Raw genomic sequence first — 24,349 nt, 5'->3', positions numbered from 1 at the left:
TTGATTAATACGGTTACGACCAGCGACGCAGGATCCGCGAAGTGCTGACGCCGCCGCAGGCAACGTTGTTATTCATTGCGTATTGGCGGCGCATTTTGCCGGAACGGGTCGACCTCTGTGAGCTCGAGGTTAAAACTATTTCAATCCCAATTTATCTTTCAGGCGGTTCATGACCGCTGATTTATTTTCAAGAAACTCATTCAGTCCTTTTCGCCCGAAGATTGCACGCGTCACAGTTGCCGCATCCACTGCCTTTTATTCCGTTGTAACAAGACAGGGTGTGGTGCTGAATCAACTCTTCCCCTTGGATGTAACCCGATTTTGCACGCTGGGCATGGCACGGGCTATTCCGTCCCAGTACTGCTCGGTGAGGATCAGGAAGCGGTAGAACGCTGTACTGACTTCCTCGATGTGCTGGTCGGTGGTGCATGCCTGGCTGGCGGCATTCACGGCCTGGATCTTGTGTTCTTTTTCCGCATCGCCGATGTGGATGTAAAAATACTCGCAGTGTTCATGAAAGTCGTCGTTATTGGCATACAGGTGCTTATAGTTGCGCGCCCCTTCGTACAAACGGCTGAGCATCGAATGGGCCAGCCACTCCTGAGCCAACAACGTGCCGAGTATACGGCGCGGATTATCGTGGTCACCGTCGATGTAAAACCTCAGTTTTTCGCGATTAAACGTGTGGCTGCTGTCCAGCACAGGCAAAGCCATGAGTTTGTCCATGCGGTATGGCTGACCGGCGAGACGGCTGAGAAGATCGATCAAATAATTTTCCAGCAGGCAGAGATGGGTCTTTTCCGGGTTACCGTAGCCCATCTCGGAGTAGCGTTTTGTGGCGATTTCGAGCTGAGCGTACAAGTCGTCCGTGATCACCAATGGCAGGGCAACCCTACGGGAGCTCCGCGTGGTGCGGGCCAGGTAGTTTCGAGCAAACACTTCAACGTCGGCGAGGGGGAGTGGGCCAGCCAGCCATCGTCGGTAGAAAAGATTATTCAAGGCGTTATGGGTGAACACGCTTTCGGCGAGGGACTGGATTTTTCGCATAATCAACGCCATACAAACTCCAGCATATCGAGGGATATGAAAGGGCCAGGGCTTCACAGCAACGTGCGCCGGTACCATCACTGCAAGCGACTTGAACTGATCTAAGCCATCACTCGGCGTGAGCCATTGAATTGGCCTGACTGCATAGGTTCCCGCCGGTTTACGACTTCGCCAGCATCGCGCGCGTCGCCGAGTTGCTGCACCGTGCGCTCCAATATCACCGCACGCCTCAAGTCCCTGGAGCGGTGAGCTCGGCACTGCTCAGCGGGCACTATCGGAGGGCGTCTCAGCTAACCCGGCGGGTGGGTCCAGGTTGTCCAGCGCCCGGTTGATCAGCAGCTCGGCCAGCTCCGCCAACTGCTGGATCGCCAGTGCGACGTTGCGATGAGGACTTTCGAGACCGCGGGCAAGGTTGGTGCTCATGACGTTGAGCGAGGCCAGTGTTTCACAGGTTTGGGCGAGCAGCGAAAGCGTGTCGATGTTGGGGTGGAGGGTGAAAAAGTGGCTGATGGGATCGGATAGTTTGGATGAATCGATATCGTCGTCGGCTGAAGCATCGGGTGATTGCGGGGAGTTGGGGGTGGTCTTTTTCATGTCGGAGCTCCGTGCAAGATAAAAAAGTCAGTCCTATGCCAGCAATCAGAATGGGTTGGCGGCAATGCGTGAGTTGACAGAACGGTAGAGTTGTTATCGGGGAGTTCAGATTTAATCAAATAATTTAACATATGGGAAATTGTTTGATTAATATTTTATTTTGTAAGCTGTGGCCTTAATAAGCTTCCGATTTCTATGTAAGAAATATCGCCAATATAAGTAGGTTTTATCTGTAGGATTTAATAGGGGAATAGCGGTGCGAAACAATATTTGACGGTTGTTTGGTGTGTTTGCGATATTGTTTTGCAGCGTGCCGTCGTGCGTAAGGCGCTGGCCTGGCAAAAGTCACTTCTGTAGCCATTCAGTCAAAGCGTATGGTTTGTTGTAACTGCAAACAATGGTAAGTATTTGATGTTCAAGCGAGAGAAGACTGAAAGATTAAAGAATAATATTAAGTATTTGATAAAGAGTCGCGGGGAAACGCAGCTGTCTTTGTGCAATGCCAGTGGTTTAACCAGAACGACTATCTATAACATTCTGGAGGGAAGAGTTGTCAATGTTCAGCAATCCACCATCCGCAAGATTTCTGACTTTTTCGGTGTGTCTTATAAGGAGATAGAGACAGTTGATTTTGAAGAAAGGGAAATCATAGAAAGCAGCGTTTCTTTGCAGGGCAATATGAATCCGGCGGCTGTCCCCGTCATTAAGGAGAGTTTGCTTGTGCAGAGTCTTGACAAGAGGATTGGCGAGCTGGTCGCAACCCATCCGCTGACTTATTTCTTCGGTACAGCCTGTAATTTAATCGGAGTGCTACTGGAGAACGATATCAGCGGTGTGAATGAGGCCGGAGATTTATTGATTGTAAAGAAAGGGTTGTCGAGTAGCGGGAGAGAGAAGCTTGTGTACGATAAAACAACAAAAACGCTATTTGTCACTAATGAGTCTTATTTTGATTCTGATGTGATTCGTCTTATAGGGGATATCATGGAGGAGAGGTTTAATGGTCGCTAATAATGAAGTTCAGAATAGTAAGTATAAATTATTGGGGTTCGAAAATAATAAAAGCCTTGCTGTTGTTATGATTGTGTCTACAGGTAGAATCATTAAGGTGAAGCTCGGTGAGTTGCTGAAAAGTGAAGTGATAGATAATTTAAGTATTGCGGAAATAAAGGTCATTTGTAGGAAGTATTATTCGGGGTGCTCTGCGTTAACTACGTATGAAATAAATGATCGCAATGAGCGATCTTGGATGATTTATGTAGCTTTGAGTTTGCTGCTTTTCGCACTTTATGTTTTTTCGAATATTGCTGCGACAAAGCTTGTTTATTTGAACACTCTCGATCTTGTCGTTCCGCCTGCCGTTTTTCTTTACCCATTGACATTTTTGGTAGTTGATTTATTGAACGAGACTTATGGGCTTAGACTCGCAAGGAAAGCGCTGTTGTTCGCTTTTGCAGGTAACGCTTTGATTGTCATGTTGCTGAATGCAGTCACTTATCTCCCTGAGTTGCCTGATTGGAAACTAAATTCGGCCTATGTTGAGGTCGTTACCCAGGTTTCGTCTGTATTAGTGGCGTCATCAGTTTCTTTCCTATTCTCTGAGTACGTAAATTCATATTTGCTTTGTAGGATAAAAGAACTAACAAATTCGAGGTTTCTATTTATTCGAGTGTTTTTCAGTACGTTTTTTGCGGTAATAATAGACAGCTTTCTTTTTTGTTATATTGCGTTTTACAGTGTGATGGGAAGTAGTGAAATACTTAATATGGTTTACGCTCAAATCGCTATAAAAATGTGCTTCGCCGTGTTTAACGTTTTTCCAGCCTATGGAGCAAGGTCATTATTTAAGAGGTATATAGCTGCAGCCCCGGCGGCCTAAGGTTAGGGGATGAATAGATTTTGGATCTATTCATCCTCGCCCCTATAACGGGTGGATTTACAGTTCCAGTTTTATTTTCAGGTTGTTCATCGTATCTGCTCTGTTTTCCAGAAACTCATTCAATCCTTTTGCACGAAGACTGCAAGAGTCACAGTTGCCGCATCCGCTTCCCTTTATGCCGTTATAACAAGTCAGTGTGTGGTAACGAATCAAGTCCAGCTGATTATGGTGATCAGCCAAGGCCCAGGTTTCCGCCTTGTTCAGCTGCATAAGCGGAGCTTCAATACGTAACTTATAGTCCATGCCCAATTCGATGGAGTTATTTAAATTTTTCACAAATTCATCGCCGCAATCGGGGTAGCCAGAGCACTCTGTTTCACAAATACCCGTGATGATAGCCTCGGCCTGAACTTGATAGGCATAAATAGACGCCAAGGTTAAAAATAGAATATTCCTACCGGGTACGAAAGTGTTGGGTACGCTTTCTTCGGAACTGTTGGCGCTTGGGACCGGGATGTTGTCCCGCGTCAAACTGCTGATAGCCAACTCATTCAACAGCGTGGTGTCCAGTACCTTATGCACTGCCACACCCAGCTCTTTGGAAAGCTGCTGCGCTACCTCAATTTCTGCGCGGTGGCGCTGGCCATAGTCAAACGTAATACAGTGAATTTCATCGTAGAGCGGTAACGCATGGATCAAACAGGTGGTGGAGTCTTGCCCACCGCTGAAAACGATAACGGCCTTTTTAGTCATGGTTCGTTCTTCCTTGGGATGCCCCCGATGTGTCACGGGGTATTGAGTCTATCGCGAAGTTAAAATTCTCGCTGTGGGACGTTTCTGAAATTGCGTACTTCGCTTCCGTTTTTATCGTTTCGTTGCTGGGAGTTGGCGGTGAGCCGGCACGTAATAAGTGACCGAGTCCAAACACCCTATATAGATTAAAAAAAGTTGGTCCTATGCCAGCAGTCAGAATGGGTTGGGGGCAATGCGTGAGTTGACAAAATGGCAGAATTATTATCGGGAAACTCATACTCAACCAAGTAATTTAATATATATGTGATTGATTGACATTTGAACTTGTAGGCTGTGCCCTTAATAACTTTCCTATTTGTATGTAAGAAATATTCCCTGTGTAAGTAGGTTTTATCTGTAGGATTTGATGGGGGAATAGCGGCAGGAAACAATATTTGACGGTTGTCTGGTGTGTTTGCGATATTGCTTTGCAGCGTGCCGTCGTGCGTAAGGTGCTGGCCTGACAAAAAAACCACTTCTGTAGCCATTCAGTCAAAGCGTATGGTTGGTTGTAACTGCAAACAATGGTAAGTATGTGATATTCAAGCGAGAAAAGACTGAAAGGTTAAAAAATAATATTAAGTATTTGATAAAAAGTCGCAAGGAAACGCAGCTGTCTTTGTGCAATGCCAGTGGTTTAACCAGAACGACTATCTATAATATTCTGGAGGGAAGAGTTGTCAATGTTCAGCAATCCACCATCCGCAAGATTTCTGACTTTTTCGGTGTGTCTTATAAGGAGATAGAGACAGTTGATTTTGAAGAAAGGGAAATCATAGAAAGCAGCGTTTCTTTGCAGGGCAATATGAATCCGGCGGCTGTCCCCGTCATTAAGGAGAGTTTGCTTTTGCAGAATTTTGACAAAAGGATTGGTGAGCTGGTCGCAACCCATCCGCTGACTTATTTCTTCGGTACAGCCCGTAATTTAATCGGAGTGCTTCTGCAGAATGATATCGCTGGTGTCAATGAGGCAGGAGATTTATTGATTGTAAAGAGAGGTTTGTCGGGTAGTGGAAAAGAGAAGCTTGTGTACGATAAAACAACAAAAAAGCTATTTGTCACTAATGAATCTTGTTTTGATTCTGATGTGATTCGTCTTGTAGGGGATATCGTGGAAGAGCGGTTTAATGGTCGCTAATAATGAGGTTCAGAATAGCCAGTATAAATGGGTCGAGCTCGGTGCCTGAATTAGCGTGGCATCGACGATGGTTCCCTGGCGCAGCGCCAGGCCGCGATCACCCAGGGAGCCATTGATCACGCCCGGAATCCCAGTCGCCAACTGGTGTTTTTCCAGCAGGCGACGGAAGTTGAGGAGGGTGGTTTCGTCGGGGATACGCTCCAAGAAAACCGCCGCTGCCGCCACCCTGCTGATCTGCGCCCTGCCTGAATGAGGCCGACCAAGAGTCAGGCCGCGTGCTTACGACCACCGCCGAAAAATCAGCGAAGTATTCACACCGCCAAACGCGAAGTTGTTGTTCATCACGTATTGGTTGCTCATCTGCCGGAATTCGCCGCGCAGGTAGTCGAGCTTGCCGCAGTGCGGGTCGACCTCGTCGAGGTTGAAGGTGTGCACGTAGAGGTCGCGGTTCATCATTTCGATGCTGAACCAGGATTCCAGCGCACCGCAGGCCCCGAGGGTGTGGCCGAGGAAGCTCTTCTGCGAACTGATGGGCATGTGCTCGCCGAACAACGAACGGGTGGCCTGTGTTTCGGCGATGTCGCCCTGTTCTGTGGCGGTGCCGTGACCGTTGACGTAGCCGATGTCCGACGGTTGCAGCCCGGCGTCTTCCAGCGCCAGTTCCATGGCCCGGCGCATGGTCGCTTGCTCGGGGCGCGTGGTGTGTTGGCCGTCGGCGTTGCTGCCGAAGCCGACGAGTTCGGCATGGATGTGTGCGCCACGGGCCAGGGCGTGTTCGAGTTCTTCGAGCACCAGCATGCCGCCGCCTTCACCGATCACCAGGCCATCACGACCCTTGTCGTAAGGCCGCGGGCTGGTTTGCGGTGCATCGTTTTTCAGGCTGGTGGCGTAGAGCGCGTCGAACACCATGGCTTCGGTCGGGCACAGTTCTTCGGCGCCGCCGGCCAGCATCAGCGGCAGGCGACCGAACTTGATCGACTCGTAGGCGTAGCCGATGCCCTGACTGCCGCTGGTGCAGGCGCTGGACGTCGGAATCAGCCGGCCGGTGAGGCCGAAGAAGATGCTGATATTGGCCGCGGTGGTGTGCGGCATCATCCGCACGTACGAGTTGGCGTTCAAGCCTTCGGCCACCGAGTTGAGCAGCATATTGCCGAATGCCTTGATCTCGTCGGTGCTGCCGGTGGACGAACCGCAGGCGACGCCCATGCGTCCGTCCTTGATCGATGCGTCGCCCAGCAGCCCGGCGTCGGCCAGCGCCTGTTCTGCGGCACCGACCGCCAGGCGCGAGACGCGACCCATGCTGCGCAGTTGTTTGCGGGTCCAGTGGCTTGGCACTTTGAAGTCGTCGATCGGCCCGGCGAGGCGGGTGTTGAGTTCGGTAAAGCGATCCCACTCGTCCATTCGGCGGATGCCGCTGCGATTGGCCTTGAAGTTGGCGGCAATGGTCTCCCAATCGCTGCCCAGTGAGGTGATGCCGGCCATGCCGGTGACGACGACGCGCTTCATCAGCACAGGCCTCCGTTGACGGCCAGAACCTGCCGGGTGATGTAAGAAGCTTCCGCCGACATCAGGAAGTTCACCGCACCGGCCACCTCTTCAGGCGTGCCCATGCGTTGTGCGGGGATCATTTTCATCAGCTCTTCCACCGGCACGTTTTCGTCGAGCATGGCGGTGTCGATCAGGCCGGGTGCGACACAGTTAACGGTGATTTTGCGCTTGCCCAGTTCGATCGCCAACGCTTTCGCCGCGCCGATCAAACCGGCCTTGGAGGCGCTGTAGTTGACCTGGCCACGGTTGCCGATCAATCCGGAAACCGAGGTGATGCACACAATCCGCCCGGCGGCGCGACGACGAATCATCGGCATCATCACCGGGTGCAGCACGTTGTAGAAACCGTCGAGGTTGGTGCGCATCACCACATCCCAATCATCCTCGCTCAGCGCCGGAAAAGCACCGTCGCGGGTCAGCCCGGCGTTGAGCACCACGCCGTAATAGGCGCCATGTGCTTGCACGTCGGCTTCGAGAATGGCTTTGCAGCTGGCTCGGTCGCAAACGTCGAATTGCAGCACGCGAGCGTTGCGTCCCAGCACTTCGACTTCAGCCTTCACGGCTTCGGCCTCGGCCAGACCGCTGCGGCAATGCAGCACGATGTCGTGCCCGGCCTGCGCCAGACGCAGGGCGATAGCGCGGCCAATGCCACGGCTGGAGCCGGTGACCAGTACGGATTCAGTCATCACTCGACTCCTTGGGTTTCTTGAAGATATTGCGCTGCCTGGGGTGGGCGGTACACGTTGAGCCGGGCGGTGGCGTGGATGCCGGGGGCGTTGATGTGGCATTCGAACACGCCCATGCCGCTGTCGTCTTCCAGCGAGCGCAGCCCGTGGATGGTCAGTTCGGTGCCGGCGGGGAAGTGTTCGACGTTGCATTCGAATTTACGGGTGCCGAGCAGGAAGCCCAACTCCACCGCATCGCCGCGCGCACGGGCATGGCAACCGGCGTAAGCGGCCACACTTTGGGCCATCAGCTCAATACCGACCCAGGCTGGCAGGCTGCCGTCGGGACGGTTGAACAGGCCGTCGGGCTTGACGGTGAGGCGGGTGTAAATCTGCTCGTCATCAAACGACAGGATCTGCTCGATGAGGATCATGTCGCCAGCGTGAGGCAGCAGTTCGGCGATCGGCCAGTCAATCATGGGGCGTCTCCGATAATCAGGCTGACGTTATTGCCACCGAAGGCAAACGAATTGCTCATCAGGTAGCGAGGTGCAATGGACGCCAGGCGATCGGCCGGGGTCACCCAATTGAGGGCCGGCAGGTCGGGGTCGGGTTGACCGTCCCAGATGTGGGGCGGCAAGGCGTGTTCGGAATTGCCGGCGCTCAGGCTCAACCAGCAGAACGCCGCTTCCAGGGCACCGGCGGCGCCGAGGGTGTGGCCGGTCATCGGTTTGGTCGACGAGCAGGGCACGCCATCCGGGAACAGCGCGGCCACGGCCAGGCTTTCCATGGCGTCGTTGTGTTGGGTGGCGGTGCCGTGCAGGTTCAGGTAACTGATTTGCGACGGTTGCAGCGCGGCGCGGCTCAAGGCTTTGTGCATCGCTTGCCGGGCGCCGCGGCCGGTCGGTTCCGGCGCGGATATGTGGTGCGCGTCGGAGCTGGCGCCACTGCCGAGCAAGGCAATCGATTGGCCGTCGCTGGCACTTTTACTCATCAAAAACAGCACCGCCGCTTCGCCGATGTTGATGCCATTGCGGTTGGCGGAAAACGGGTTGCAGCGCTGCCCGGAGACTGCTTCCAGCGCCGAGAAACCGTTGAGTGTCAGTTTGCACAAACTGTCGACACCGCCGCACAGCACCGCGTCGCACATGCCCAGGTCGAGCAAGCGTTGGGCACTCATCAAGGCTCGGGCGCTGGAGGTGCAAGCGGTGGAAATCACATAGGCCGGGCCGCTCAATTGCAGCCAGTCGGCGAGGAAGTTGGCCGGTGCGCCGAGCTCCTGTTGTTGATAGTCGTAGTCAGCGGGGAACTCATGTTCACGGATGTAATGGGCCAACCCGCGACTGGCTTCGTCGATGCCGGAGGTGCTGGTGCCAAGCACGATGCCGATGCGTTCGCGGCCGTAGGTCTGGATCGCTTGATCAATGGCTGGGCGAATTTGCAGCGCCGCCTCCAGCAACAGTTGATTGTTGCGGCTGCGCTGCTCGGCCATCTCCGGCGCAATTGGCGCCAGCTCGCCGTGAACCGCGGCTACTGGTAACGAACGTTCCACCACCCAGCCGGCCTCGATGCGCATGCCCGAGCAGTCGCCGGCAAACAGGTTGCGGGCGACTTCCTGTTTGTCCCGGCCCAGGGCGCAAATCACGCCGAGGGCGTTCAAATAGGCGGTCATGGCGCGTCCCCGCTCAGTGGCGTGACTTGGTATTTCGGGCCCTTGGGCAGGTTCAGTTCAAAACTCATGGGGCGCGCGTAACGAACGTCCCAGCGCTCTGGCAACACGCGTTGCCCGCCATGCTGCGATGCGGCGGGATAGTTGCCGTGCAACTCGTCTTCCGGCGTCAGGGCAAACAACAGTGCGGCGAACAGTTCCCTGGCTTCGGGGTTCGGCGGTAGCAGACCGTCGGCCTGCCATTCACCGTTGATCAACTTCTGACGAGCCTGGGGAATGCCGAGCAAATCCATCATCGACCAGCGCAGGCCCGGACCTTCCTGCTGGATCACCAGCACCCAGTCCTGACGCTGGTCAGCCATCAGGCGCTGGATGTGCAATTGCAAGGGCAACGCCAGCGTCGGGCTGTGCTCGGGCAACGGTGCCCGGCTGGCGCAAGCGCTTAATAACAGGGCACAACCCAGCAACACAAATCTCAGCAACACCACAAACCCTGTGGGAGCGGGCTTGCTCGCGAAGGCGGTCTGACATTCACCAATGATGTCGACTGACACACCGCTTTCGCGAGCAAGCCCGCTCCCATAGATTTGAATTGCGCTAGACATCAAACAACACCTTCAAGAGGTTTACGCGCCACCACATTGACCAGGGTTTCTTCCCGGAGGCCAAACGGCTTGGGCTGGCGCAGGCCAAACCGTTCAAGCAGGCCGAAATCCTTGGCGCGGCTCCACCACAAGTACGGATAAGACACGTTCTGCGGGCCGAATTCGAAACCCTGTTGGTGAATCATTTCCAGATACCCGGCTGCGCTCTTCTGCACGTGCATCGGATGACGGAACAACCAGCGAATCACCCACGTATCAATGTAAGCCTCGGTGGACTCGGCGAACAGCAGATAGCCGCCGGGCTTGAGCACGCGATAGAACTCTGCCAGGGCCAAGTCCTGCTCGACAAGGTGATGGAAGGTCTGGTGACAGAACAGCAGATCGACGCTGGCGTCCGGTACGTTGAGCGTCGCGCAGTCGCTGCCGATCAGCTCCACCGGCATGCCCTGACGCGCCGCCTCTTCGCCGCTGAGGTGCAGGCTGTGCGGGTCGGCATCGACACCGATCAAGCGCTGGGGCGCAAAGGTCTGACGCAGATATTGGAACGACTTGCCCTGGCCGCAACCGGCATCCAGCAACACCGGGTTGCTTGGCAGCGAGTCGCTGAACAGCCCGCGCAGGTCATTGATCGCCACCCGCAGCACATGGTGCTGCCAGGTGTGGCTGCGCAGGAACCAGAAACCGAATCGGGTCTCTTCGACGTAGTTGTCGCTCAGGTAGCTCATGTCGCATCCCTTGCACAAATTTCCGAAATCACCTTCAACCGGCGCTTCGCTTCGCTGACGAACGGGTTACGTTCATCCCAGGCGTAACCGGCGAGGATCGAGGCGATCATCCGGCGGATATCCGGTGAGCTGCCGTCGTGGAAAATCACATCCTGGAAGGTCCCGGCATACCAGCCTTCGACGTAGCAGCGGAAGGTGTCGACGCCGCGTTTGAGCGGGGCGGCGAACTCGGTCTGCCAGTCGACGCTTTCACCCTGTAATTGGCGATGCAATACGCCGGCAGCCATGCTCGCCGAGCGCATGGCGATGGTCACGCCAGAGGAGAACACCGGGTCGAGGAATTCCGCCGCGTTGCCCAGCAGCGCAAAGCCTGGGCCGTGGAGCGTTTTGACATTGGCCGAGTAGCCGCCGATGGTCCGCGCGGGGGTGTCCCACACCGCGTTGTTCAGCACGCCGGCCAGGCTCGGGGTTTGGGCGATAAAGCCGCGCAGGCATTCGTCCAGATTGTCGGTGCGACCGTCGAAGTGCTCGGCGGCGGCCACCACGCCCACTGAGCAACGACCGTTGCTGAACGGGATGGTCCAGAACCAGATGTCGCGATGGGTCGGATGAGTGGTGATGAGGATCTTGGTCCGGTCGAAGGCCGGGTTGTCGATCTGGTCTTCGACGTGGGTGAACACCGCCTGACGGACCGGGAAATTCGATGCGGCTTCAAGGTCGAGCAGGCGCGGCAACACGCGGCCGTAGCCGCTGGCGTCGAGTACGAAATCGGCTTCGACGCGGTACTCGCTGCCGTCCTCGCGCAGTACGTTCAGCTGCGGTTTTGGCAGATCGAAATCAGCGCTGACGATGGCTTCGCCGTAGCGTAACTCCACACCTTGCAGCGCCGCTTGATCGGCCAGCAGCTTGTCGAAATCGGCGCGCTGCACCTGAAACGTGGTGGGCTTGCCGTTGCTGAACGTGTCGCCGAAATCGAAGGCGCTGTACTGCTCGCCCCAAGCGAACGCCGCGCCGGTTTTTATCTGAAAACCAGCGGCGTTCACCGCTTCAAGCATGCCGGCCTCTTCGACGAAATCCAGGCAATGGGACAACAGGCTTTCTCCGATGGAAAACCTTGGAAAATGTTGGCGCTCGATCACCAGGACATCGTGACCCTTGCGCTTGAGCAGCGCGGCGGCAATGGCGCCCGAAGGGCCTGCGCCGATGACCACTACCTGACGACGTTCCATTTCAACGGTTGGCACGGGAGCTCCTTGCCGGGGCGGCGATATTCAGCGGGATTCGGTGCATGCCGGCCAGTGCCGGCAGCAGTGTCGCGATCAGGCCCATCAGCATCAGCGCAAAGTACAACGCCGGGCTGATGAGTTGTTGTTGCAGCAGCAGGTTGAGAAAGACGATCTCGCTCAAGCCGCGAATGTTCAGCAGCAGGCTTTCCCTCCAGCGGCTGGCGCCATCAAACGAGGCGCCGGCCCAGCCCAGGCCGAGCCAGTTGCCCAGCAGTTTGCTGATGATCGGGAATAACAGCAGCGCGGCCAGTTGCAACCAGCCGAGGCTGGCCATGGCGCTGTGCACATCGATCTGCACGATGCCGAAGGTGAGAATCAGCGGGATGGCAATCCACGTCTGCAAGCGATTCATCCATACCGCCGGCAATGGCAACACCAGCGGTACTTTGAGCGCGGCCATGCACAGCAGATAGCCGATGCCGAAAATCAGTGCATTGAGCTTGAAGTGTTCGGCCACCACCAGCAGCGCGAAGAAGCAGCCGCTGTGCAGCAGCGGTTGGCGCACGCCGAGCAGCCGCAACAGCAACGGCAGACAGGCGCCGGCCAGTGGCAGCAGCAGGCTGCTCAGGTGCAGGCTGCCCTGGGCGAAGCCGAACAACGTCCAGCACGTGAGGTCGATGAGGATCGCGGTCTGCACCAAACGCCGGGTGGCGTCGGGCGGGTAGTTGATGTGTCGCAGGTAGAGGTACAGCACCGGAATCGCGGTGATGGCGAACACCAGGCCGACCGCCAACGAGCTGATCCACGATTGCGCCGGCAACAGCCAGATCGCCGTCGCCAGCCCGCAAGCGAACGGCAGGCAGAAACTCGGCAGGGCGATTTTCAGGCTCTGGCGATCCAGTCGCAGGTCGATCACGTCACTGAGAATGTGCCCCAACAGCAAGGCGAAACTCAGGCTATAAAGGTTTTTCAGCCATACCGGCGAGATCAGCTGGGCGCCACTGAGCTGCCAGCCTGGCTCGATCCAGAAATACATCAATAGCGGCAGGCCGAAGGTCGCCAACAGCAACTGGCTGACAATCGGGATCAGGCCGAAATGTCGACCGACGTGGGTGGCGCCGGCAAACATCCCCAGGGCCATTGCCCAAAACAGCGCGATCATCATGCTGCCGGCTCCGCGACGGCCACGGCGTGAACGTGACGTCCGGCCCATGGCGCCAGAATGAAGCTGAACGCCAGCCCCAGGCTCACCGACAGACCGAAATTGCTCACCGCCGGGGTACTGGACACCGCCAGCAATCCGAACGACAGCCAAGTGGTCAACGCCGCCAGCAAGGTGCCCAGCAGGCTCACAGCGGCGCCGCCCACCTGTTCGCGCATGAGGATCGCGTAATCGACGCTGATGGCCGTCACCAGCAGCAGGCCGAACAGGCTGAAGAGTGTTAGCGGCTGGCCGAGCCAGCCGAGGCTGGCCAGGCTGCACAATGCGGCCAGCAACGGCAGGGCGACAATTCGCAACGCGCCGCCAAGGCCGAATGGCAGGATCAGCACCAATACGATCAGCACACAGGAGGCGAGTTTCAATTCTGCGGCGCTGATCTGCGTAGCGGCGAAGACATTGTTCAGCTCGCCGAGGCGATCCACCAATTGCACGCCCGGTAAATCCAGCGCTTGAACCCGCAGCAGCGACGGGTTGTTCAAGCCTTGCAGGCTGACCATGGCTGCCACGCCGCCGTCAGCGGTCGGCCCCAGCCACAGCGCGCGATAAGGTTCGGCCAACGGCCCGGCCAGCGCCGCGTCGATGTCTTCGGTGGGCAGTGCCTGCAACGTCGTCAGTTCGGCTTGTAGCGCCTCGGCCGGCACGCCAACATCGAGCAACGGTTGCCAGAATTGCGGCAGTTTGCTTAGCGCATCGCGGACCTGCTTCTGTTCACTCGGCTGGCTGACCAATTGATTGAGGGACAGAAAACCCTGGAGTTTGTCGAGGTTGACCAGTTGCTCCAGGCGATCACTCAGGGCGGTCTGGCGTTCGAGCAATTGCTGCTGGTTGGCCGCCCGGATCAGGAAGAATTGACTGGTGGGCTGGTAGCCGGTGATCCGTGCGATGGCCTGCGCTTCGTCAGTCAGGTGCTGGGGCATGCCGACCCACTGGCGAATGTCGTTCCTGGTGCTGAGCTGCCACAGACCGCCGACACAGAAGGCGACCAGCAGGGCCAGCAAAACTGGCGTTCGAGCGTATTTGAGCAGCGCTTCACGCAGGTTCACCAGAAACTCGGCAACCCGCAGCGGCCATTGCGCCGGCCGCAGGTCAGTGCCCTTGAGCAGCGCCGGCAGCAGACACACCGCCGACAGGTAGGCGCCGAGCAGGCCGGCGGCGGAGAACACGGCGATTTGGGTCAGGGCCGGGAACGGTGTCCAGGCCAGGGCGAGGTAGCCGATGCAACTGGTGATCAGGCTCAGCGTCAGCCCCGGCAGGGTCAGGCGCAGGGCTGGCCAACTGTTCCAGGGTTTCAGGCTCCAGCTCTTGGACAGGTAGTGCAGCGGGTAATCGACGGCAACGCCGATCAGGCTGGAACCGAGCACCAGAGTCATCACATGCAGGTGGCCGAACAGTGCGACGCAGGCCACTCCACCGAACAACATACCCACCAGCACCGGGACAAACGCGAGCAACACGCGTAACCGCCGAAACGCCAACAGCAGCAATAACAGGATGCCGAGCGTGGCGCCGCCACCGACCCACGTCATCTCGCGGGTCGCTTGCTGCTGGCCGTTGGCCGCATAGAGCAAGCCGCTGGCGGCCAGCAGTTGCACATCGCCCTGGGCGGCCTCTTCGCGGCTGTGTTTGAGCAGTGCGGCCACTTGCAGCGGCAGGTTCATGTCGAAGGCGTTGCCGGTGGTCCGAGCCCGCAGCAGCACCCAGCTCTTGCCGTCGGCATCGGCGACCAAGGCACCGCTGCCGATGTCCAGTTGCACCGCGCCGTGTTGCGGCTGGCTGTTCTGGATGCGCCCGGTCAGGCCCAGCCAGTCATCCTGGCTCGGCACCAGGCTGAAACCGGTGAACGGGTCGAACAGCGCTTGCACGCGCTGTTGAATGAAAGCGTCGGGATGCTTGATCAGTTGCTGGCGATCCGCGTCCGAGAGCATCGCCAGCCGACCTTGCAGCAACTGTGCGCGCAGGGCGGGCAAGTCGGCTTGCAGGGTCCATTGGACCTTTTCGAACAGACCGCTGGCCTGCCATTGCTCGCCGAGTTTCTGCGCCATGGCCACGGCTTGCTGGCGATCGGTATGGCCGACCAGCACCAGCATTTCGCGGTTCAGCGGTTCTTGCATGCGTTGTTCGGCGCGCAGTTCCAGCGCGTCCGGCGCCGTACCTGGCACCAATTCCATCAGGTTGGCCGACAGCGGAGCGCCGTCACGCCATTGCCAGCCGGCGAGCGCGAGCACCGCCAGCAGCAGGATCAGGAACAGCCGTGGGAGCATCCGTTCACTCGGCAAAGTCATGTTGCTCCGCGTCGCTCAACGGTTGGGCGCTGGTGCTGTCCTGCATGCGCATCACGGTGCTGTCACCCTGGGTTTCCAGCAGTTCGATGCTGTTCACCAGCTCGCCGCCGTCGATGTTGATCTGGTTGAACACCTGCTTGAGCAACATCGAGCGCGGGGTCAGGGTCAATTTCCATTTCTGCGCATCGCCGCTCAGCGACAGCTCGAAGTCTCGTTGCAAGCCACTGCTGTCACCTTGCAGTACGGCGAGGAACAACCGGTTCTGCTCGGCGCCGGCACTCTTGCCCGGCAGCAGTTGCCAGCCGTTGGCGTCACGCCGGGCGATGCCCTTGGCGTTGATGCGGTAGTCCTGTTGCAGCGGGGTTTTCAGCAGCCAGAGCAAGCCGTGGTTTTTAGCGAGGACGAACGTGCCCTTGCTGGTCAGTGGTTGCGGCAGGGCGCGCAGGTGTTTTTCCTGGATGAAGTTGCCGTGGATCACATCGGGCCTGGCCAGTTGATCGCTGAGTTGCTGCAAATCAAATGCCTGCGCCAGCGAAGAAAAACCAAGCACCACCACGAACATGTAGCAGCTGCCGAGCCCGCGAGGCTGCGACCGGCGGCGAAGCCGTGGTAAAACCTGTGCATGCGGTATGTCAGTTGAATCGCAAGGCGACTGCTGCGCAGCCGAACGCAGGCTTCGCCAGCTGCTACAGGTTGAACGCAGACGGCTACAGAGGGTTTGGACATTCATGGCAGCATCCTTTCTACAGCGTCGGTGAACACTTTCGGCGAGGCCAATTGCATCTCACGGCTGCTCATGTCGACAGCAACCTGCACGGAAACGGCGCGGGTCAGGCGCTCACCAGTTTGCAGGTCGCTGATCAGATAATTGATCTTCAGGCGGTTTTCCCATTCCACCAGGCTGGCGCGCACGTTCAGCTTCTGGCCGAACACCGCACCGCGCACATAGCGCAGTTGCAGGTCGATCACCGGCCAGGCAAAACCGGACTCGACCATGGCGGTGTAGTTATGGCCGAGTTTGTCCAGCAGCGCACACCGGGCCACTTCCAGGTATTTGACGTAATGGCCGTGCCAGACCACGTTCATGGTGTCGACGTCAAAGAACGGCACGAGGATTTCCGTATCGGCGTGAAGCATTCCCTTGCTACGCATGCAGCCTCCAGTGTTGCTCGGCGATTCGTTTCAGGCACAGGCGCAGTTCGCCTTCCAGGGCGCGGTCTTCGATGACCGGCGGGAAGTCCTTGGCCAGCTCTTCGTGCATGGCGGCCAGGGACGGTGGCAGTGGCCGTGCGTCCTCGACCTGGCTGCGCAGCCAGACGCCTTGATTGGCGGCCAGCAGGGTGGCGGCGGCGACTTGTTCGGTCAGTTCCAGCACCCGGATCGCATCGCGGGCGGCGATGGTGCCCATGCTCACCTTGTCCTGGTTGTGGCACTCGGTGGAACGCGAGAACACGCTGGCCGGCATGGTGTTTTTCAGCGCTTCGGCGGTCCAGGCGCTGGTGCCGATCTGCACGGCCTTGAAACCATGGTTGAGCATGGCGCGGTCGGCAGTGGCGCCAGACAGGTTGCTCGGCAAACCGTGGTTGTAACGCTCGTCCACCAGCAGCGCGAGTTGCCGATCCAGCAAGTCAGCGACGTTGGCGACGAGGGTTTTCAGGCTGTCCATGGCGAACGCGATGTGGCCGCCGTAGAAGTGCCCGCCGTGCAGCACGCGTTCGGCTTCGGCGTCGATAATCGGGTTGTCGTTGGCGCTGTTGAGTTCGATTTCGATGAACGAACGCAGCCAGTTCAGGCTGTCGGCCAACACGCCGAGCACGTGCGGGGCGCAGCGCAGCGAGTAGCGGTCTTGCAGGCGATGCAGTGGCGCGGTTGGCGCATCGATGGCCAGGTCCTTGCGCAGCCATGCGGCGACTTGCATCTGCCCCGGATGCGGCTTGGTAGCGAACAGGCGTTCGTCGAAATGTTCCGGATTACCTTGCAGCGCCACCACGTTCAGCGCGGTGATGCGCGTGGCCAGTTGCAGCAGGTAATCGGCGCGGGCGAAGGCCAGGCAAGCGATGCCGGTCATCACGGCGGTGCCGTTCATCAGAGCCAGGGCTTCCTTGGGCCGAAGCACCAGCGGCGGCCAACCGAGTTCGCGATGCACGTCGGCGGCTTCGCGACGTTCGCCACGGAACATCACTTCGCGCTCGCCGGACAATGTCGCGGCTACGTAGGACAACGGCGTCAAATCACCGCTGGCGCCGACCGAGCCTTCTTCCGGGATCAGCGGCAGGATGTCGTGTTCCAGGAACGCTTGCAGGCGTTCCAGTAACTCCACGCGCACCCCGGAAACGCCGTGGCACAGCGACTGCAAACGCGCCGCGAGTACCGCGCGGGTGGCCTGTGCGTCGAGTAGTTTGCCCAAGCCACAGCCGTGGAACGTGTACAGATGACGCGGCAGCGCTTCGACGTGATGCAGCGGCACTGCGACTACACAAGAGTCGCCGTAACCGGTGGTCACGCCATAGATCACGCCTTCCTTGTCCAGCAGCGAATCCAGGAATCGCGCACCCTTGGCGATGCGCTCGCGGTATTCAGGGTCGCCCTGCAACTGCGTCGGCGCCTGACGGTTGGCCAGGGCCAGCACGTCTTCGATGCGCAAAGGGAGTTCGCCGAAGGTTACCGGCTCAAGCGTTGGCGTCGTCATCGGTCTTCCAGAAAGGGTAAAAGTTGAACCATTGTTGGGGCGCTTCAAGGCAATAGTGACCCAGTCGTTCGGCGTAGCGGGAGGCCCACTGATGAATGACCTGTTCGCGGTCGCTGCGCTTCCACACCACGGCCTCGGCGAAGGGTTCGAGGGTCAGTCGATAGTCGCCTGTCGGCTTCTTCAAGCACAGCAACAGATTGACCTGGCATTTGAGCAAACCGGCCAGCAGCCACGGACCTTGGGGGAACGCTGCCGGATGGCCGAGGAAATCCACGGTCACGCTGCGCCCGCCATGCAAGGGCACACGGTCACCGGCAATCGCCAGCCACTCGCCGCGCTCCAGGCGTTCGTGCAGTTGCAGCATGATCAGCGGGTCCAGTTCGCTGACCTGGATCAGCCGCAAATTGGTCGCCCCGGCTTCACCGAGTAAACGGTTGAACTGCTCGGCGTGCTTGGTGTGCACCAGCACGTTCATCGTGACTTTTTCGCCGATCTCGGCCAGCGCGCGGCAGACTTCGAGATTGCCCAGGTGCGCGCCGACCAGCATCTGCCCACGGGCGCCGCGCAGTTGCGTGCGCAGCAGCGCCGGGTCGATGATTTCGATCTGCTCGATGCTCAGCTTGCCGTTCCAGACGTCGAGCTTGTCGAGCATCGAATCGGCGAAGGCCATGAACTGGCCGAACACCCGCCAATGGGTCGGACGCAATTCGCTGCGGCCACTCCAGTCGGCCAGGCGCTGCCGGTATTGCCAGGCGCTTTTCCGAGCGCTGCGGCCGAACAGGAAAAAGTACAAGACGATGCCGTACAGCAGCGGGCTCAACAGTCGCCGGCCGAGCACTTTGGCGCAGAGTGCGGTGAATTTCATCAGCCAGAAGTTGCCGCGCTCCTCGCGGTCAGCCCAGTGTTTTTTGTCTGTCTCAGTGCTCATGTTCGCCACCGTCGCCAGAGGATCAGCGGTGCGCGCAGCAACATGCCGAAGAACAGCCGGGTGTGCATGCTGGAGATCAGTACGTTGTCGCGGAACAGGCGAAAATGCGAGACGCCGTCCAGCGGGTAATGGACCTTGGTTTGCAGCCACTGCATCGACAGGTTGCGCCAGGCCAGGCGTACCAGAATGTCCGAGTCGAAATCCATGCGTTTACCGATCTTCGCCGAGTCGATCAACGCCAGGGTCGGCGGCAATGGATAGACGCGAAAACCGCACATCGAATCGCGGATCTGCAACGACATTGTGTTGATCCAGACCATCACGTGCGTGAGGTAGCGCGCATACAAGCGACCCTTGGGCACACTGGCGTCGTAGAGCGGATACCCGCAGATGACCGCTTCGGGATGGACGCGGGACTGTTCGATAAAAACCGCGACGTCGGCGAGGTCATGCTGACCGTCGGCGTCCACCTGCAAGGCGTGGCTGAAACCCAGGCGTGAGGCTTCGCGAAAACCGGTCATGACGGCGGCGCCCTTGCCTTGATTGAGGGTGAGGCGAATCAGGTAAGTGTTATCCCGCAAAGCCAGTTGATCGAGCACTTTCGCGCAGGCCGGGGTGCTCGCATCGTCTACCAGGATGCACGGCAAACCTTGGGCGAGCAGTGCGTCGACCACCGTGGTGATCGCGGTTTCGTGGTTGTAGACCGGGATGATGGCGCAGGGGTTATGCATGTGGGCACTCACCGCGTCCATGTAGCAGCTGGCGCAGCCTGCGTTCGGCCGCGAAGCGGTCGTAAAACGGGTATGCAAGGTCTTGCAGAGTAATCATGGTGGCCCAGTTGCGAGCGCTTCGCACTCGGACGCAGCCTGCGGCAGCTGCTACATGGGAAAGAAACTTATCCACAGGCCGCCTCCAGCACGATCCGTCCGCTGGAGCAGGTGGCGGTGTCGTTGCGATAGGCGAAGTACAACTTGCTGCGCACCGGGTCGAACCGCAGGTGCAGCTGGATTTCATCCCCCGGACGCACCAGTTGCTGGAATTTCAGTACTTCCATGCCGGCGAATCTGGCCGGCAAGTTCATCAATTGCTGACCCAGGCTCAAGGCCCAATCCACCTGCACCACACCGGGCAATACCGGAGTCTGTGGAAAGTGGCCGCTGAAGTAGGCCAGATCCGGCGGTATCGCCAGTTGCAGGCTCCATTCGCCGTCGGTTTCGACCTGCTCCAGTACCTCCGGCGCCTTCGGGCGCGGCGCCAGCAGCAGGGCTTCGACATAGGCCTGGGGCAGTTTGCCCTGGGCGTTCAACGGCAACTGGCGCAGCAAGCGCCAGCGCCGTGGCAAGGCGAGGGCTTCGCAATGCTGGCCCAGATGCTGACGCAGTTCTTGAGTGAGGGTACGTCGACCCTGATTGCGCAGGGCGTGCAGCCCTGGCTGACTGAGCACCAACAATGCACCCAGCGAGGCGCGGTTTTCCTGAACCACCCCGAGGCGCGCTTCGGCAACCCAGGCGTGGGCCATCAGCGCCTGTTCCAGCATCGGCAGCGAGATACGTTTTTCTTCCAGTTTGACGATCCGGTCCAGCCGTCCCAGCAGTTCGAAACGGCCGTCGGCGGCGATTCGCGCAGCGTCGGCGGTGTGTTCAATGTGGCCGGCCGGCAAGTAGGGCGAAGCGATGAGCAACGCGCCGTCGCTGTCCTGGTTCAACACGACGTCGGCGAACGGCTGCCAGAGTTCTTGCCCCTGACGCCAGGCAATACCGCCGGTTTCCGAGCTGCCGAGGATTTCCGTCGGCCATTGCTCCAGGCGTTCGAACAGGCTTTGCGCCGCCTCGGCGGGCAGGGCGCCACCGGAGGAAAACACCCGGCGCACCACGCTCAAGGCCGGCCAGTCGAGGTTGTCGCCCATGCGCTTGAGCAGCGCCGGGCTGGCGACCCAGGCGAATGCCGGGTGTTCGCGGCTGGCGCGCTGCAAGTCTTCAGGGAAGGCCAGTTGCTTGCGCACGAATGGCCGTCCGGCACACAGTGGCCAGAGCACCCGGAACAGCAAACCGTAAATATGTTGGGTCGCGACACTGCCGATGATGCAGGCCTGGCCCAGATCGGCGCCCCAGAGCCGCTCGAGTGCTTCGACTTCATTGGCCATTTGCCGCAGGGTTTTGTCGATGCGCTTGGGCTCGCCACTGGACCCGGAGGTGCACAGGCTGAGCTGACAGCGATCCAGGTCCAGCGCGGCGGCGGACATCGGCGAATGCCGGTAGTCGCTCAGGTGCGCGTCGTCGGCCTGATCGGTCAGCCACAGATCGACTTCAATCGACCAGCGCTGGCGCGTCTGGGTTTGCAGGTCGGCGGGCAGCAGCACGCTGACCCCGGCGCGCCAGGCGCCCAGCAGCGCAATCGCCAGCTCGGCGGCATCTTCGAGGTGCACAGCGATACGCTGCACACCCTGGGCTTGCAGGCCGGCGGCGAGGCACAGGGCCTGCTCGCACAATTGCGCGTGGTTCAGCGCCGGCTCGGCCGTCACGGCGCGTTCCGGCAGAGCCTTGAGCAGCAGTTGCTCAAGTGTTATCCAATTCATGGGTGGCCTCGTACCCGTTGTCGTATCAGCCATTCAATGGCAAACATCAGGCCGATCAATCCATAGGAGATCAGGCCGGTGTACAACATCCACCAACTCAGCGGCGCCCAAAGGGTCAGCGCGGCGGCGCACAATCCGTTACAGAGAAAAAACACACTCCAGGCAATCGTCACCTGGCGGGTATAAACAATCGCCTTGGCCGGCAGGTGCGGTTCATGCAGACGGGCCAGGCGTTCGGCCATCGGCGGGCCGTATTTCAGGCTCAGCCCGAACAGTGCCAACATGAAGCCGCTGATCAGCACCGGATACCAACGCAACAGCGCCGGGCTGTCGAACAGCGCCAGCAGCAGGCAAAACGCGATGGCGACGATGGCCATCCACAGGCTTCCGGGCCGCCGCACTCCGGTCAGCGCGCGAGCCAGCCACAGGCTGCCCAACAGCAGGCCGAACTGCCACGGGGCGAAATGCTCCATGCCGAAATACACCGCAAAGGGGTACAGCAGGCCCGCCAGCAGCAGGCCAAGGCCGATCAGTCGACTCATGCGGCCGGTTGAACCAGGCGGTAGACCGCCTCGACCACGTCGCTGACGGTCCGCACCGATTTGAATTCTTCGGCGGCGATTTTCTTGCCGGTCTGACGCTTGATGTGATCGATCAGGTCGACCGCGTCGATGCTGTCGATTTCCAGATCCTGGTACAGGTTGGATTCCAGGCTGACGCGCTCGGGGTCCAGTTCGAAGAGTTCGACCAGCGCATCGCGCAGGGTGTTGAAGATGTCGTCACGAGTTTGCATGGTCCGGTCTCAAGCTGCCTGTTTTGCAGTGACGAACGCCGCAAGGCTCGCCACATTGGTGAAGTGGTTACGGGTGTCTTTGGCGTCGGCATCGATCTTGATACCGTACTTTTTCTGGATCGCCAGGCCGAGTTCCAGGGCGTCGACCGAGTCCAGGCCCAGGCCTTCGCCGAACAGGGTCTGGTCGTCGCCAATGTCGTCGACACTGATGTCTTCGAGGCCCAGGGCTTCGATGATCAACGTTTTAATCTCACGGTGCAGATCGCTCATCTTCGGCGAGCTCCTTGATAAAGTAGGTATGCAAATAATCGTTGAGCTTGCGCGAGGCTTGAGGTGGTGGCCCCTGCGCGGTGAAGGCTTGTGGGTCTATATCGGCCCCCACACGGAAACTGAAGTGCACGCGGCGTTTTGGGATCCGATACCAGGGCTCGGCCTTGGTCAATGTGGTCGGGCTGACCTTGATGATTACCGGGGTGAGAATTTTCGCACCCCGCAGGGCAATGGCCGCAGCGCCCCGATGAAAGGCCGGCGGTTGGCCGGGATGGGTGCGGGTGCCTTCGGGAAAAATGATCAAGGTCTGGCCGTTTTTCAGTGCGTCGGCCGCGGCGTCGAGCATGTCCATGCTGCCGTCGTTGCTGATGTATTCGGTGCGGCGCAACGGACCGCGGGTAAAAGGGTTCTCCCAGAGACTCTTTTTGACCACGCAGTTGGCGTGCGGTACCAGGCCAATCAAAAAAACCACATCGATCAGTGACGGATGATTGGCGATGATCATTTGTCCCGGACGGCCGAGTTTTTCCGCGCCCTGAATGTCGTAGGTCAGTACGCCGCTGCGAGCCATGAACCGGACAAAAAACCAGAAGCAGCGACTGACGGTGTTTCGCGCCCGCAGCCGATGGGCCTGGGCATCACCGGGCAGGCAGCCGAGCAGCGGGAAAATCAGCAGCCGCAGGCACAGCCCGCCCAGCCCGAAAAGGGTAAAGCTCGCGGCGGTGGCCAGCAGGCGCCAGTAGTAGGCGTCGCGGTTTTTTTCGGTTACAGGTTGCGTTGCCAGGTCCATACACGATTTTTCCAGGCATGTTGGCAGGTTGACTGCTGGCCGAGCAGGGTACGCAACAGATTCAGGGCATGGGGCCAGTGAGCTTTGGACAACTCATCCGGATTGCTGTTCAGGGACAACTGCCAGTCATTACCGGGTGTGATCAGCAAGCCTACCGCGTAAGGAAACGGCACATCGTCGATCCAGGTCGAGTAGGCCTCGGGCGGTTGTTCTTCGGTGACCACCAGCAGGACAGCAGGCGCGCCTTCAGAAAGCAGCGCTGCAGCCTCAAGCATGCCGTATTCAAGGCCGTCGCCAGCCGCAGCCAGCGCGGTCATCTCGCTGGTTTCGCCGCGCATGATCGACCAGAGGCCGATGATCGCGTTGTGCACCGAAAGGCTGAACTGGGTCGGCGACAATGGCTGATCAGCCGCCAGATCACTGAGGATTTCGAAAGTGCGCGGGGTCTCGCCGTGGCGGGAAATAAAGACCAACGGTAGGTCTTGCCGACCATCGGCCAGCGGCCAGCCAACGCTGAAGGCCATCCGCGCAAGGCGGCTGAGTCGGCGGCGCTGCATGGCCGGCAGAAACGATACATCCGGGGCGGCATCGCTGCACTGGAGCGTGACCGGTTGTCGGCTCCAGGCCTGCCAATCGTCCACGCTTTCGAGCCCAGGGGCCCATGCGCGCCATTGGGCGATGTTGAAGTTGATCACAAAGATTCATCCCGCCCCTGCGGGCTTGCCTTGACGCGGTAAGTCGCACAACCTGCGGCCCACCTTGCGTGGCGCTTAACGCCGAGTGGCACGCATTATCCCGGTGCGGCAGGCGGGTAGCAATTGCTGGTTACATTTTGTGCAATAAAACGTACCGTTTGGTTCGTGAAAAAGCTGTCGTATGGCCATTGTCCATATTTCAGCGGGCTGATCTATC

At 58.8% G+C, this 24,349-nt stretch carries 26 protein-coding genes and 2 pseudogenes; 3 read left to right on the top strand and 25 right to left on the bottom strand.

Translation table 11 applies throughout. The annotated features are described in order from the left end of the window. Positions 1 to 135 precede the first annotated feature (135 nt). The 3 genes and pseudogenes from JFV26_RS33410 to JFV26_RS10610 all read right to left on the bottom strand — a co-directional run. A pseudogene (locus tag JFV26_RS33410) lies at positions 136 to 280 on the bottom strand (7-cyano-7-deazaguanine synthase); the annotation flags it as partial. A gap of 11 nt (positions 281 to 291) precedes the next feature. After that, positions 292 to 1,059 carry an iron-containing redox enzyme family protein gene (locus JFV26_RS33405; RefSeq protein WP_242487795.1) on the bottom strand — a complete coding sequence of 256 codons (768 nt, stop codon included), beginning with the start codon at positions 1,057 to 1,059 and terminating at the stop codon, positions 292 to 294. A 249-nt stretch (positions 1,060 to 1,308) separates the two neighbouring features. Beyond that, positions 1,309 to 1,641 carry a DUF6124 family protein gene (locus JFV26_RS10610; RefSeq protein ID WP_201192089.1) on the bottom strand — a complete coding sequence of 111 codons (333 nt, stop codon included), beginning with the start codon at positions 1,639 to 1,641 and terminating at the stop codon, positions 1,309 to 1,311. Positions 1,642 to 2,052: 411 nt separating this feature from the next. On the opposite strand from JFV26_RS10610, the gene JFV26_RS10605 reads away from it, so the two are divergent. Continuing rightward, on the top strand, positions 2,053 to 2,652 hold the full coding sequence (locus JFV26_RS10605) for a helix-turn-helix transcriptional regulator (RefSeq protein WP_201192087.1): 600 nt from the start codon (positions 2,053 to 2,055) through the stop codon (positions 2,650 to 2,652). Further along, a complete protein-coding gene (locus tag JFV26_RS10600; protein WP_201192085.1) occupies positions 2,642 to 3,520 on the top strand; it encodes a queuosine precursor transporter in 879 nt (292 codons plus the stop codon). The genes JFV26_RS10605 and JFV26_RS10600 overlap by 11 nt, the downstream gene beginning before the upstream one ends. Before the next feature lie 57 nt (positions 3,521 to 3,577). Here the strand turns inward: JFV26_RS10600 and queC are convergent, their stop codons facing one another. Beyond that, on the bottom strand, positions 3,578 to 4,273 hold the full coding sequence (queC, locus tag JFV26_RS10595; RefSeq protein WP_201192083.1) for a 7-cyano-7-deazaguanine synthase QueC: 696 nt from the start codon (positions 4,271 to 4,273) through the stop codon (positions 3,578 to 3,580). A gap of 577 nt (positions 4,274 to 4,850) precedes the next feature. Between queC and JFV26_RS10590 the strand changes: the two genes are divergently transcribed. Next, a complete protein-coding gene (locus JFV26_RS10590) occupies positions 4,851 to 5,450 on the top strand; it encodes a helix-turn-helix domain-containing protein (RefSeq protein ID WP_201192613.1) in 600 nt (199 codons plus the stop codon). Between the two features lie 30 nt (positions 5,451 to 5,480). On the opposite strand, the pseudogene JFV26_RS10585 reads toward JFV26_RS10590, so the two are convergent. The 21 genes and pseudogenes from JFV26_RS10585 to JFV26_RS10485 all read right to left on the bottom strand — a co-directional run. Further along, a pseudogene (locus tag JFV26_RS10585) lies at positions 5,481 to 5,666 on the bottom strand (IS5/IS1182 family transposase); the annotation flags it as partial. Between the two features lie 63 nt (positions 5,667 to 5,729). Further along, the gene (locus JFV26_RS10580) at positions 5,730 to 6,956 is read right to left on the bottom strand and encodes a beta-ketoacyl-ACP synthase (protein WP_201192081.1); all 1,227 of its coding nucleotides are present in this window, start codon (positions 6,954 to 6,956) and stop codon (positions 5,730 to 5,732) included. Next, a complete protein-coding gene (fabG, locus tag JFV26_RS10575; RefSeq protein WP_201192079.1) occupies positions 6,956 to 7,684 on the bottom strand; it encodes a 3-oxoacyl-ACP reductase FabG in 729 nt (242 codons plus the stop codon). The genes JFV26_RS10580 and fabG overlap by 1 nt, the downstream gene beginning before the upstream one ends. Next, complete coding sequence (locus JFV26_RS10570) at positions 7,684 to 8,142, bottom strand: hotdog family protein (RefSeq protein ID WP_201192077.1); 459 nt, start codon at positions 8,140 to 8,142, stop codon at positions 7,684 to 7,686. Before JFV26_RS10570 ends, fabG begins: the two co-directional genes overlap by 1 nt. Next, the gene (locus tag JFV26_RS10565) at positions 8,139 to 9,335 is read right to left on the bottom strand and encodes a beta-ketoacyl-[acyl-carrier-protein] synthase family protein (RefSeq protein WP_201192075.1); all 1,197 of its coding nucleotides are present in this window, start codon (positions 9,333 to 9,335) and stop codon (positions 8,139 to 8,141) included. Before JFV26_RS10565 ends, JFV26_RS10570 begins: the two co-directional genes overlap by 4 nt. Beyond that, complete coding sequence (locus JFV26_RS10560) at positions 9,332 to 9,937, bottom strand: hypothetical protein (protein WP_201192073.1); 606 nt, start codon at positions 9,935 to 9,937, stop codon at positions 9,332 to 9,334. The genes JFV26_RS10565 and JFV26_RS10560 overlap by 4 nt, the downstream gene beginning before the upstream one ends. Continuing rightward, positions 9,937 to 10,662, bottom strand: coding sequence for a class I SAM-dependent methyltransferase (locus tag JFV26_RS10555; RefSeq protein ID WP_201192071.1), 726 nt, complete (start codon positions 10,660 to 10,662; stop codon positions 9,937 to 9,939). Before JFV26_RS10555 ends, JFV26_RS10560 begins: the two co-directional genes overlap by 1 nt. Then, entirely contained in the window at positions 10,659 to 11,906 is a 1,248-nt protein-coding gene (locus JFV26_RS10550) for a tryptophan 7-halogenase (protein ID WP_201192069.1), read from the bottom strand. The genes JFV26_RS10555 and JFV26_RS10550 overlap by 4 nt, the downstream gene beginning before the upstream one ends. Further along, positions 11,893 to 13,053 (bottom strand): sodium:proton antiporter, encoded by a 1,161-nt coding sequence (locus JFV26_RS10545; protein ID WP_201192067.1) that lies wholly within the window; start codon positions 13,051 to 13,053, stop codon positions 11,893 to 11,895. The genes JFV26_RS10550 and JFV26_RS10545 overlap by 14 nt, the downstream gene beginning before the upstream one ends. Next, positions 13,050 to 15,392, bottom strand: coding sequence for an MMPL family transporter (locus JFV26_RS10540; RefSeq protein ID WP_201192065.1), 2,343 nt, complete (start codon positions 15,390 to 15,392; stop codon positions 13,050 to 13,052). The genes JFV26_RS10545 and JFV26_RS10540 overlap by 4 nt, the downstream gene beginning before the upstream one ends. After that, a complete protein-coding gene (locus tag JFV26_RS10535) occupies positions 15,376 to 15,954 on the bottom strand; it encodes an outer membrane lipoprotein carrier protein LolA (RefSeq protein ID WP_201192063.1) in 579 nt (192 codons plus the stop codon). Before JFV26_RS10535 ends, JFV26_RS10540 begins: the two co-directional genes overlap by 17 nt. Before the next feature lie 164 nt (positions 15,955 to 16,118). Continuing rightward, entirely contained in the window at positions 16,119 to 16,544 is a 426-nt protein-coding gene (locus JFV26_RS10530) for an acyl-CoA thioesterase (RefSeq protein ID WP_201192061.1), read from the bottom strand. Beyond that, a complete protein-coding gene (locus JFV26_RS10525; RefSeq protein ID WP_201192060.1) occupies positions 16,537 to 18,081 on the bottom strand; it encodes an HAL/PAL/TAL family ammonia-lyase in 1,545 nt (514 codons plus the stop codon). Before JFV26_RS10525 ends, JFV26_RS10530 begins: the two co-directional genes overlap by 8 nt. Further along, complete coding sequence (locus JFV26_RS10520; RefSeq protein ID WP_201192058.1) at positions 18,062 to 19,009, bottom strand: LpxL/LpxP family acyltransferase; 948 nt, start codon at positions 19,007 to 19,009, stop codon at positions 18,062 to 18,064. Before JFV26_RS10520 ends, JFV26_RS10525 begins: the two co-directional genes overlap by 20 nt. After that, positions 19,006 to 19,740: a glycosyltransferase family 2 protein gene (locus tag JFV26_RS10515; RefSeq protein ID WP_201192056.1), complete on the bottom strand. Its 735-nt coding sequence runs from the start codon at positions 19,738 to 19,740 to the stop codon at positions 19,006 to 19,008. The genes JFV26_RS10520 and JFV26_RS10515 overlap by 4 nt, the downstream gene beginning before the upstream one ends. Positions 19,741 to 19,904: 164 nt before the next feature. Next, positions 19,905 to 21,584, bottom strand: coding sequence for an acyl-CoA synthetase family protein (locus JFV26_RS10510; RefSeq protein ID WP_201192053.1), 1,680 nt, complete (start codon positions 21,582 to 21,584; stop codon positions 19,905 to 19,907). Beyond that, positions 21,581 to 22,126, bottom strand: coding sequence for a COG4648 family protein (locus JFV26_RS10505; RefSeq protein WP_201192051.1), 546 nt, complete (start codon positions 22,124 to 22,126; stop codon positions 21,581 to 21,583). The genes JFV26_RS10510 and JFV26_RS10505 overlap by 4 nt, the downstream gene beginning before the upstream one ends. Then, positions 22,123 to 22,377 carry an acyl carrier protein gene (locus JFV26_RS10500; protein WP_007992314.1) on the bottom strand — a complete coding sequence of 85 codons (255 nt, stop codon included), beginning with the start codon at positions 22,375 to 22,377 and terminating at the stop codon, positions 22,123 to 22,125. Before JFV26_RS10500 ends, JFV26_RS10505 begins: the two co-directional genes overlap by 4 nt. Positions 22,378 to 22,386: 9 nt before the next feature. Further along, the gene (locus JFV26_RS10495; RefSeq protein ID WP_201192049.1) at positions 22,387 to 22,647 is read right to left on the bottom strand and encodes a phosphopantetheine-binding protein; all 261 of its coding nucleotides are present in this window, start codon (positions 22,645 to 22,647) and stop codon (positions 22,387 to 22,389) included. After that, the gene (locus JFV26_RS10490; protein ID WP_201192047.1) at positions 22,628 to 23,437 is read right to left on the bottom strand and encodes a lysophospholipid acyltransferase family protein; all 810 of its coding nucleotides are present in this window, start codon (positions 23,435 to 23,437) and stop codon (positions 22,628 to 22,630) included. The genes JFV26_RS10495 and JFV26_RS10490 overlap by 20 nt, the downstream gene beginning before the upstream one ends. After that, positions 23,413 to 24,138 carry a beta-ketoacyl synthase chain length factor gene (locus tag JFV26_RS10485; RefSeq protein WP_201192611.1) on the bottom strand — a complete coding sequence of 242 codons (726 nt, stop codon included), beginning with the start codon at positions 24,136 to 24,138 and terminating at the stop codon, positions 23,413 to 23,415. The genes JFV26_RS10490 and JFV26_RS10485 overlap by 25 nt, the downstream gene beginning before the upstream one ends. Positions 24,139 to 24,349: the final 211 nt, after the last annotated feature.

Source organism: Pseudomonas sp. TH31, assembly GCF_016650815.1.
Taxonomy (GTDB): Bacteria; Pseudomonadota; Gammaproteobacteria; order Pseudomonadales; family Pseudomonadaceae; genus Aquipseudomonas.
The sequence above is the reverse complement of the archived record's forward strand: the minus strand, read 5'-3'. Positions and strand labels throughout refer to the sequence as shown.

Coding starts and splice junctions, on each gene's coding strand:
- fabG (WP_201192079.1), bottom strand. CDS start 7,684: ATGACTGAATCCGTACTGGTCACCGGCTCCAGCCGTGGCATTGGCCGC.
- JFV26_RS10490 (WP_201192047.1), bottom strand. CDS start 23,437: ATGGACCTGGCAACGCAACCTGTAACCGAAAAAAACCGCGACGCCTAC.
- JFV26_RS10500 (WP_007992314.1), bottom strand. CDS start 22,377: ATGCAAACTCGTGACGACATCTTCAACACCCTGCGCGATGCGCTGGTC.
- JFV26_RS33405 (WP_242487795.1), bottom strand. CDS start 1,059: ATGGCGTTGATTATGCGAAAAATCCAGTCCCTCGCCGAAAGCGTGTTC.
- JFV26_RS10580 (WP_201192081.1), bottom strand. CDS start 6,956: ATGAAGCGCGTCGTCGTCACCGGCATGGCCGGCATCACCTCACTGGGC.
- JFV26_RS10510 (WP_201192053.1), bottom strand. CDS start 21,584: ATGAATTGGATAACACTTGAGCAACTGCTGCTCAAGGCTCTGCCGGAA.
- JFV26_RS10555 (WP_201192071.1), bottom strand. CDS start 10,662: ATGAGCTACCTGAGCGACAACTACGTCGAAGAGACCCGATTCGGTTTC.
- JFV26_RS10605 (WP_201192087.1), top strand. CDS start 2,053: ATGTTCAAGCGAGAGAAGACTGAAAGATTAAAGAATAATATTAAGTAT.
- JFV26_RS10525 (WP_201192060.1), bottom strand. CDS start 18,081: ATGACGACGCCAACGCTTGAGCCGGTAACCTTCGGCGAACTCCCTTTG.
- JFV26_RS10505 (WP_201192051.1), bottom strand. CDS start 22,126: ATGAGTCGACTGATCGGCCTTGGCCTGCTGCTGGCGGGCCTGCTGTAC.
- JFV26_RS10600 (WP_201192085.1), top strand. CDS start 2,642: ATGGTCGCTAATAATGAAGTTCAGAATAGTAAGTATAAATTATTGGGG.
- JFV26_RS10540 (WP_201192065.1), bottom strand. CDS start 15,392: ATGACTTTGCCGAGTGAACGGATGCTCCCACGGCTGTTCCTGATCCTG.
- JFV26_RS10515 (WP_201192056.1), bottom strand. CDS start 19,740: ATGCATAACCCCTGCGCCATCATCCCGGTCTACAACCACGAAACCGCG.
- JFV26_RS10570 (WP_201192077.1), bottom strand. CDS start 8,142: ATGATTGACTGGCCGATCGCCGAACTGCTGCCTCACGCTGGCGACATG.
- JFV26_RS10610 (WP_201192089.1), bottom strand. CDS start 1,641: ATGAAAAAGACCACCCCCAACTCCCCGCAATCACCCGATGCTTCAGCC.
- JFV26_RS10495 (WP_201192049.1), bottom strand. CDS start 22,647: ATGAGCGATCTGCACCGTGAGATTAAAACGTTGATCATCGAAGCCCTG.
- JFV26_RS10530 (WP_201192061.1), bottom strand. CDS start 16,544: ATGCGTAGCAAGGGAATGCTTCACGCCGATACGGAAATCCTCGTGCCG.
- JFV26_RS10560 (WP_201192073.1), bottom strand. CDS start 9,937: ATGTCTAGCGCAATTCAAATCTATGGGAGCGGGCTTGCTCGCGAAAGC.
- JFV26_RS10565 (WP_201192075.1), bottom strand. CDS start 9,335: ATGACCGCCTATTTGAACGCCCTCGGCGTGATTTGCGCCCTGGGCCGG.
- JFV26_RS10520 (WP_201192058.1), bottom strand. CDS start 19,009: ATGAGCACTGAGACAGACAAAAAACACTGGGCTGACCGCGAGGAGCGC.
- JFV26_RS10535 (WP_201192063.1), bottom strand. CDS start 15,954: ATGTTCGTGGTGGTGCTTGGTTTTTCTTCGCTGGCGCAGGCATTTGAT.
- JFV26_RS10545 (WP_201192067.1), bottom strand. CDS start 13,053: ATGATGATCGCGCTGTTTTGGGCAATGGCCCTGGGGATGTTTGCCGGC.
- queC (WP_201192083.1), bottom strand. CDS start 4,273: ATGACTAAAAAGGCCGTTATCGTTTTCAGCGGTGGGCAAGACTCCACC.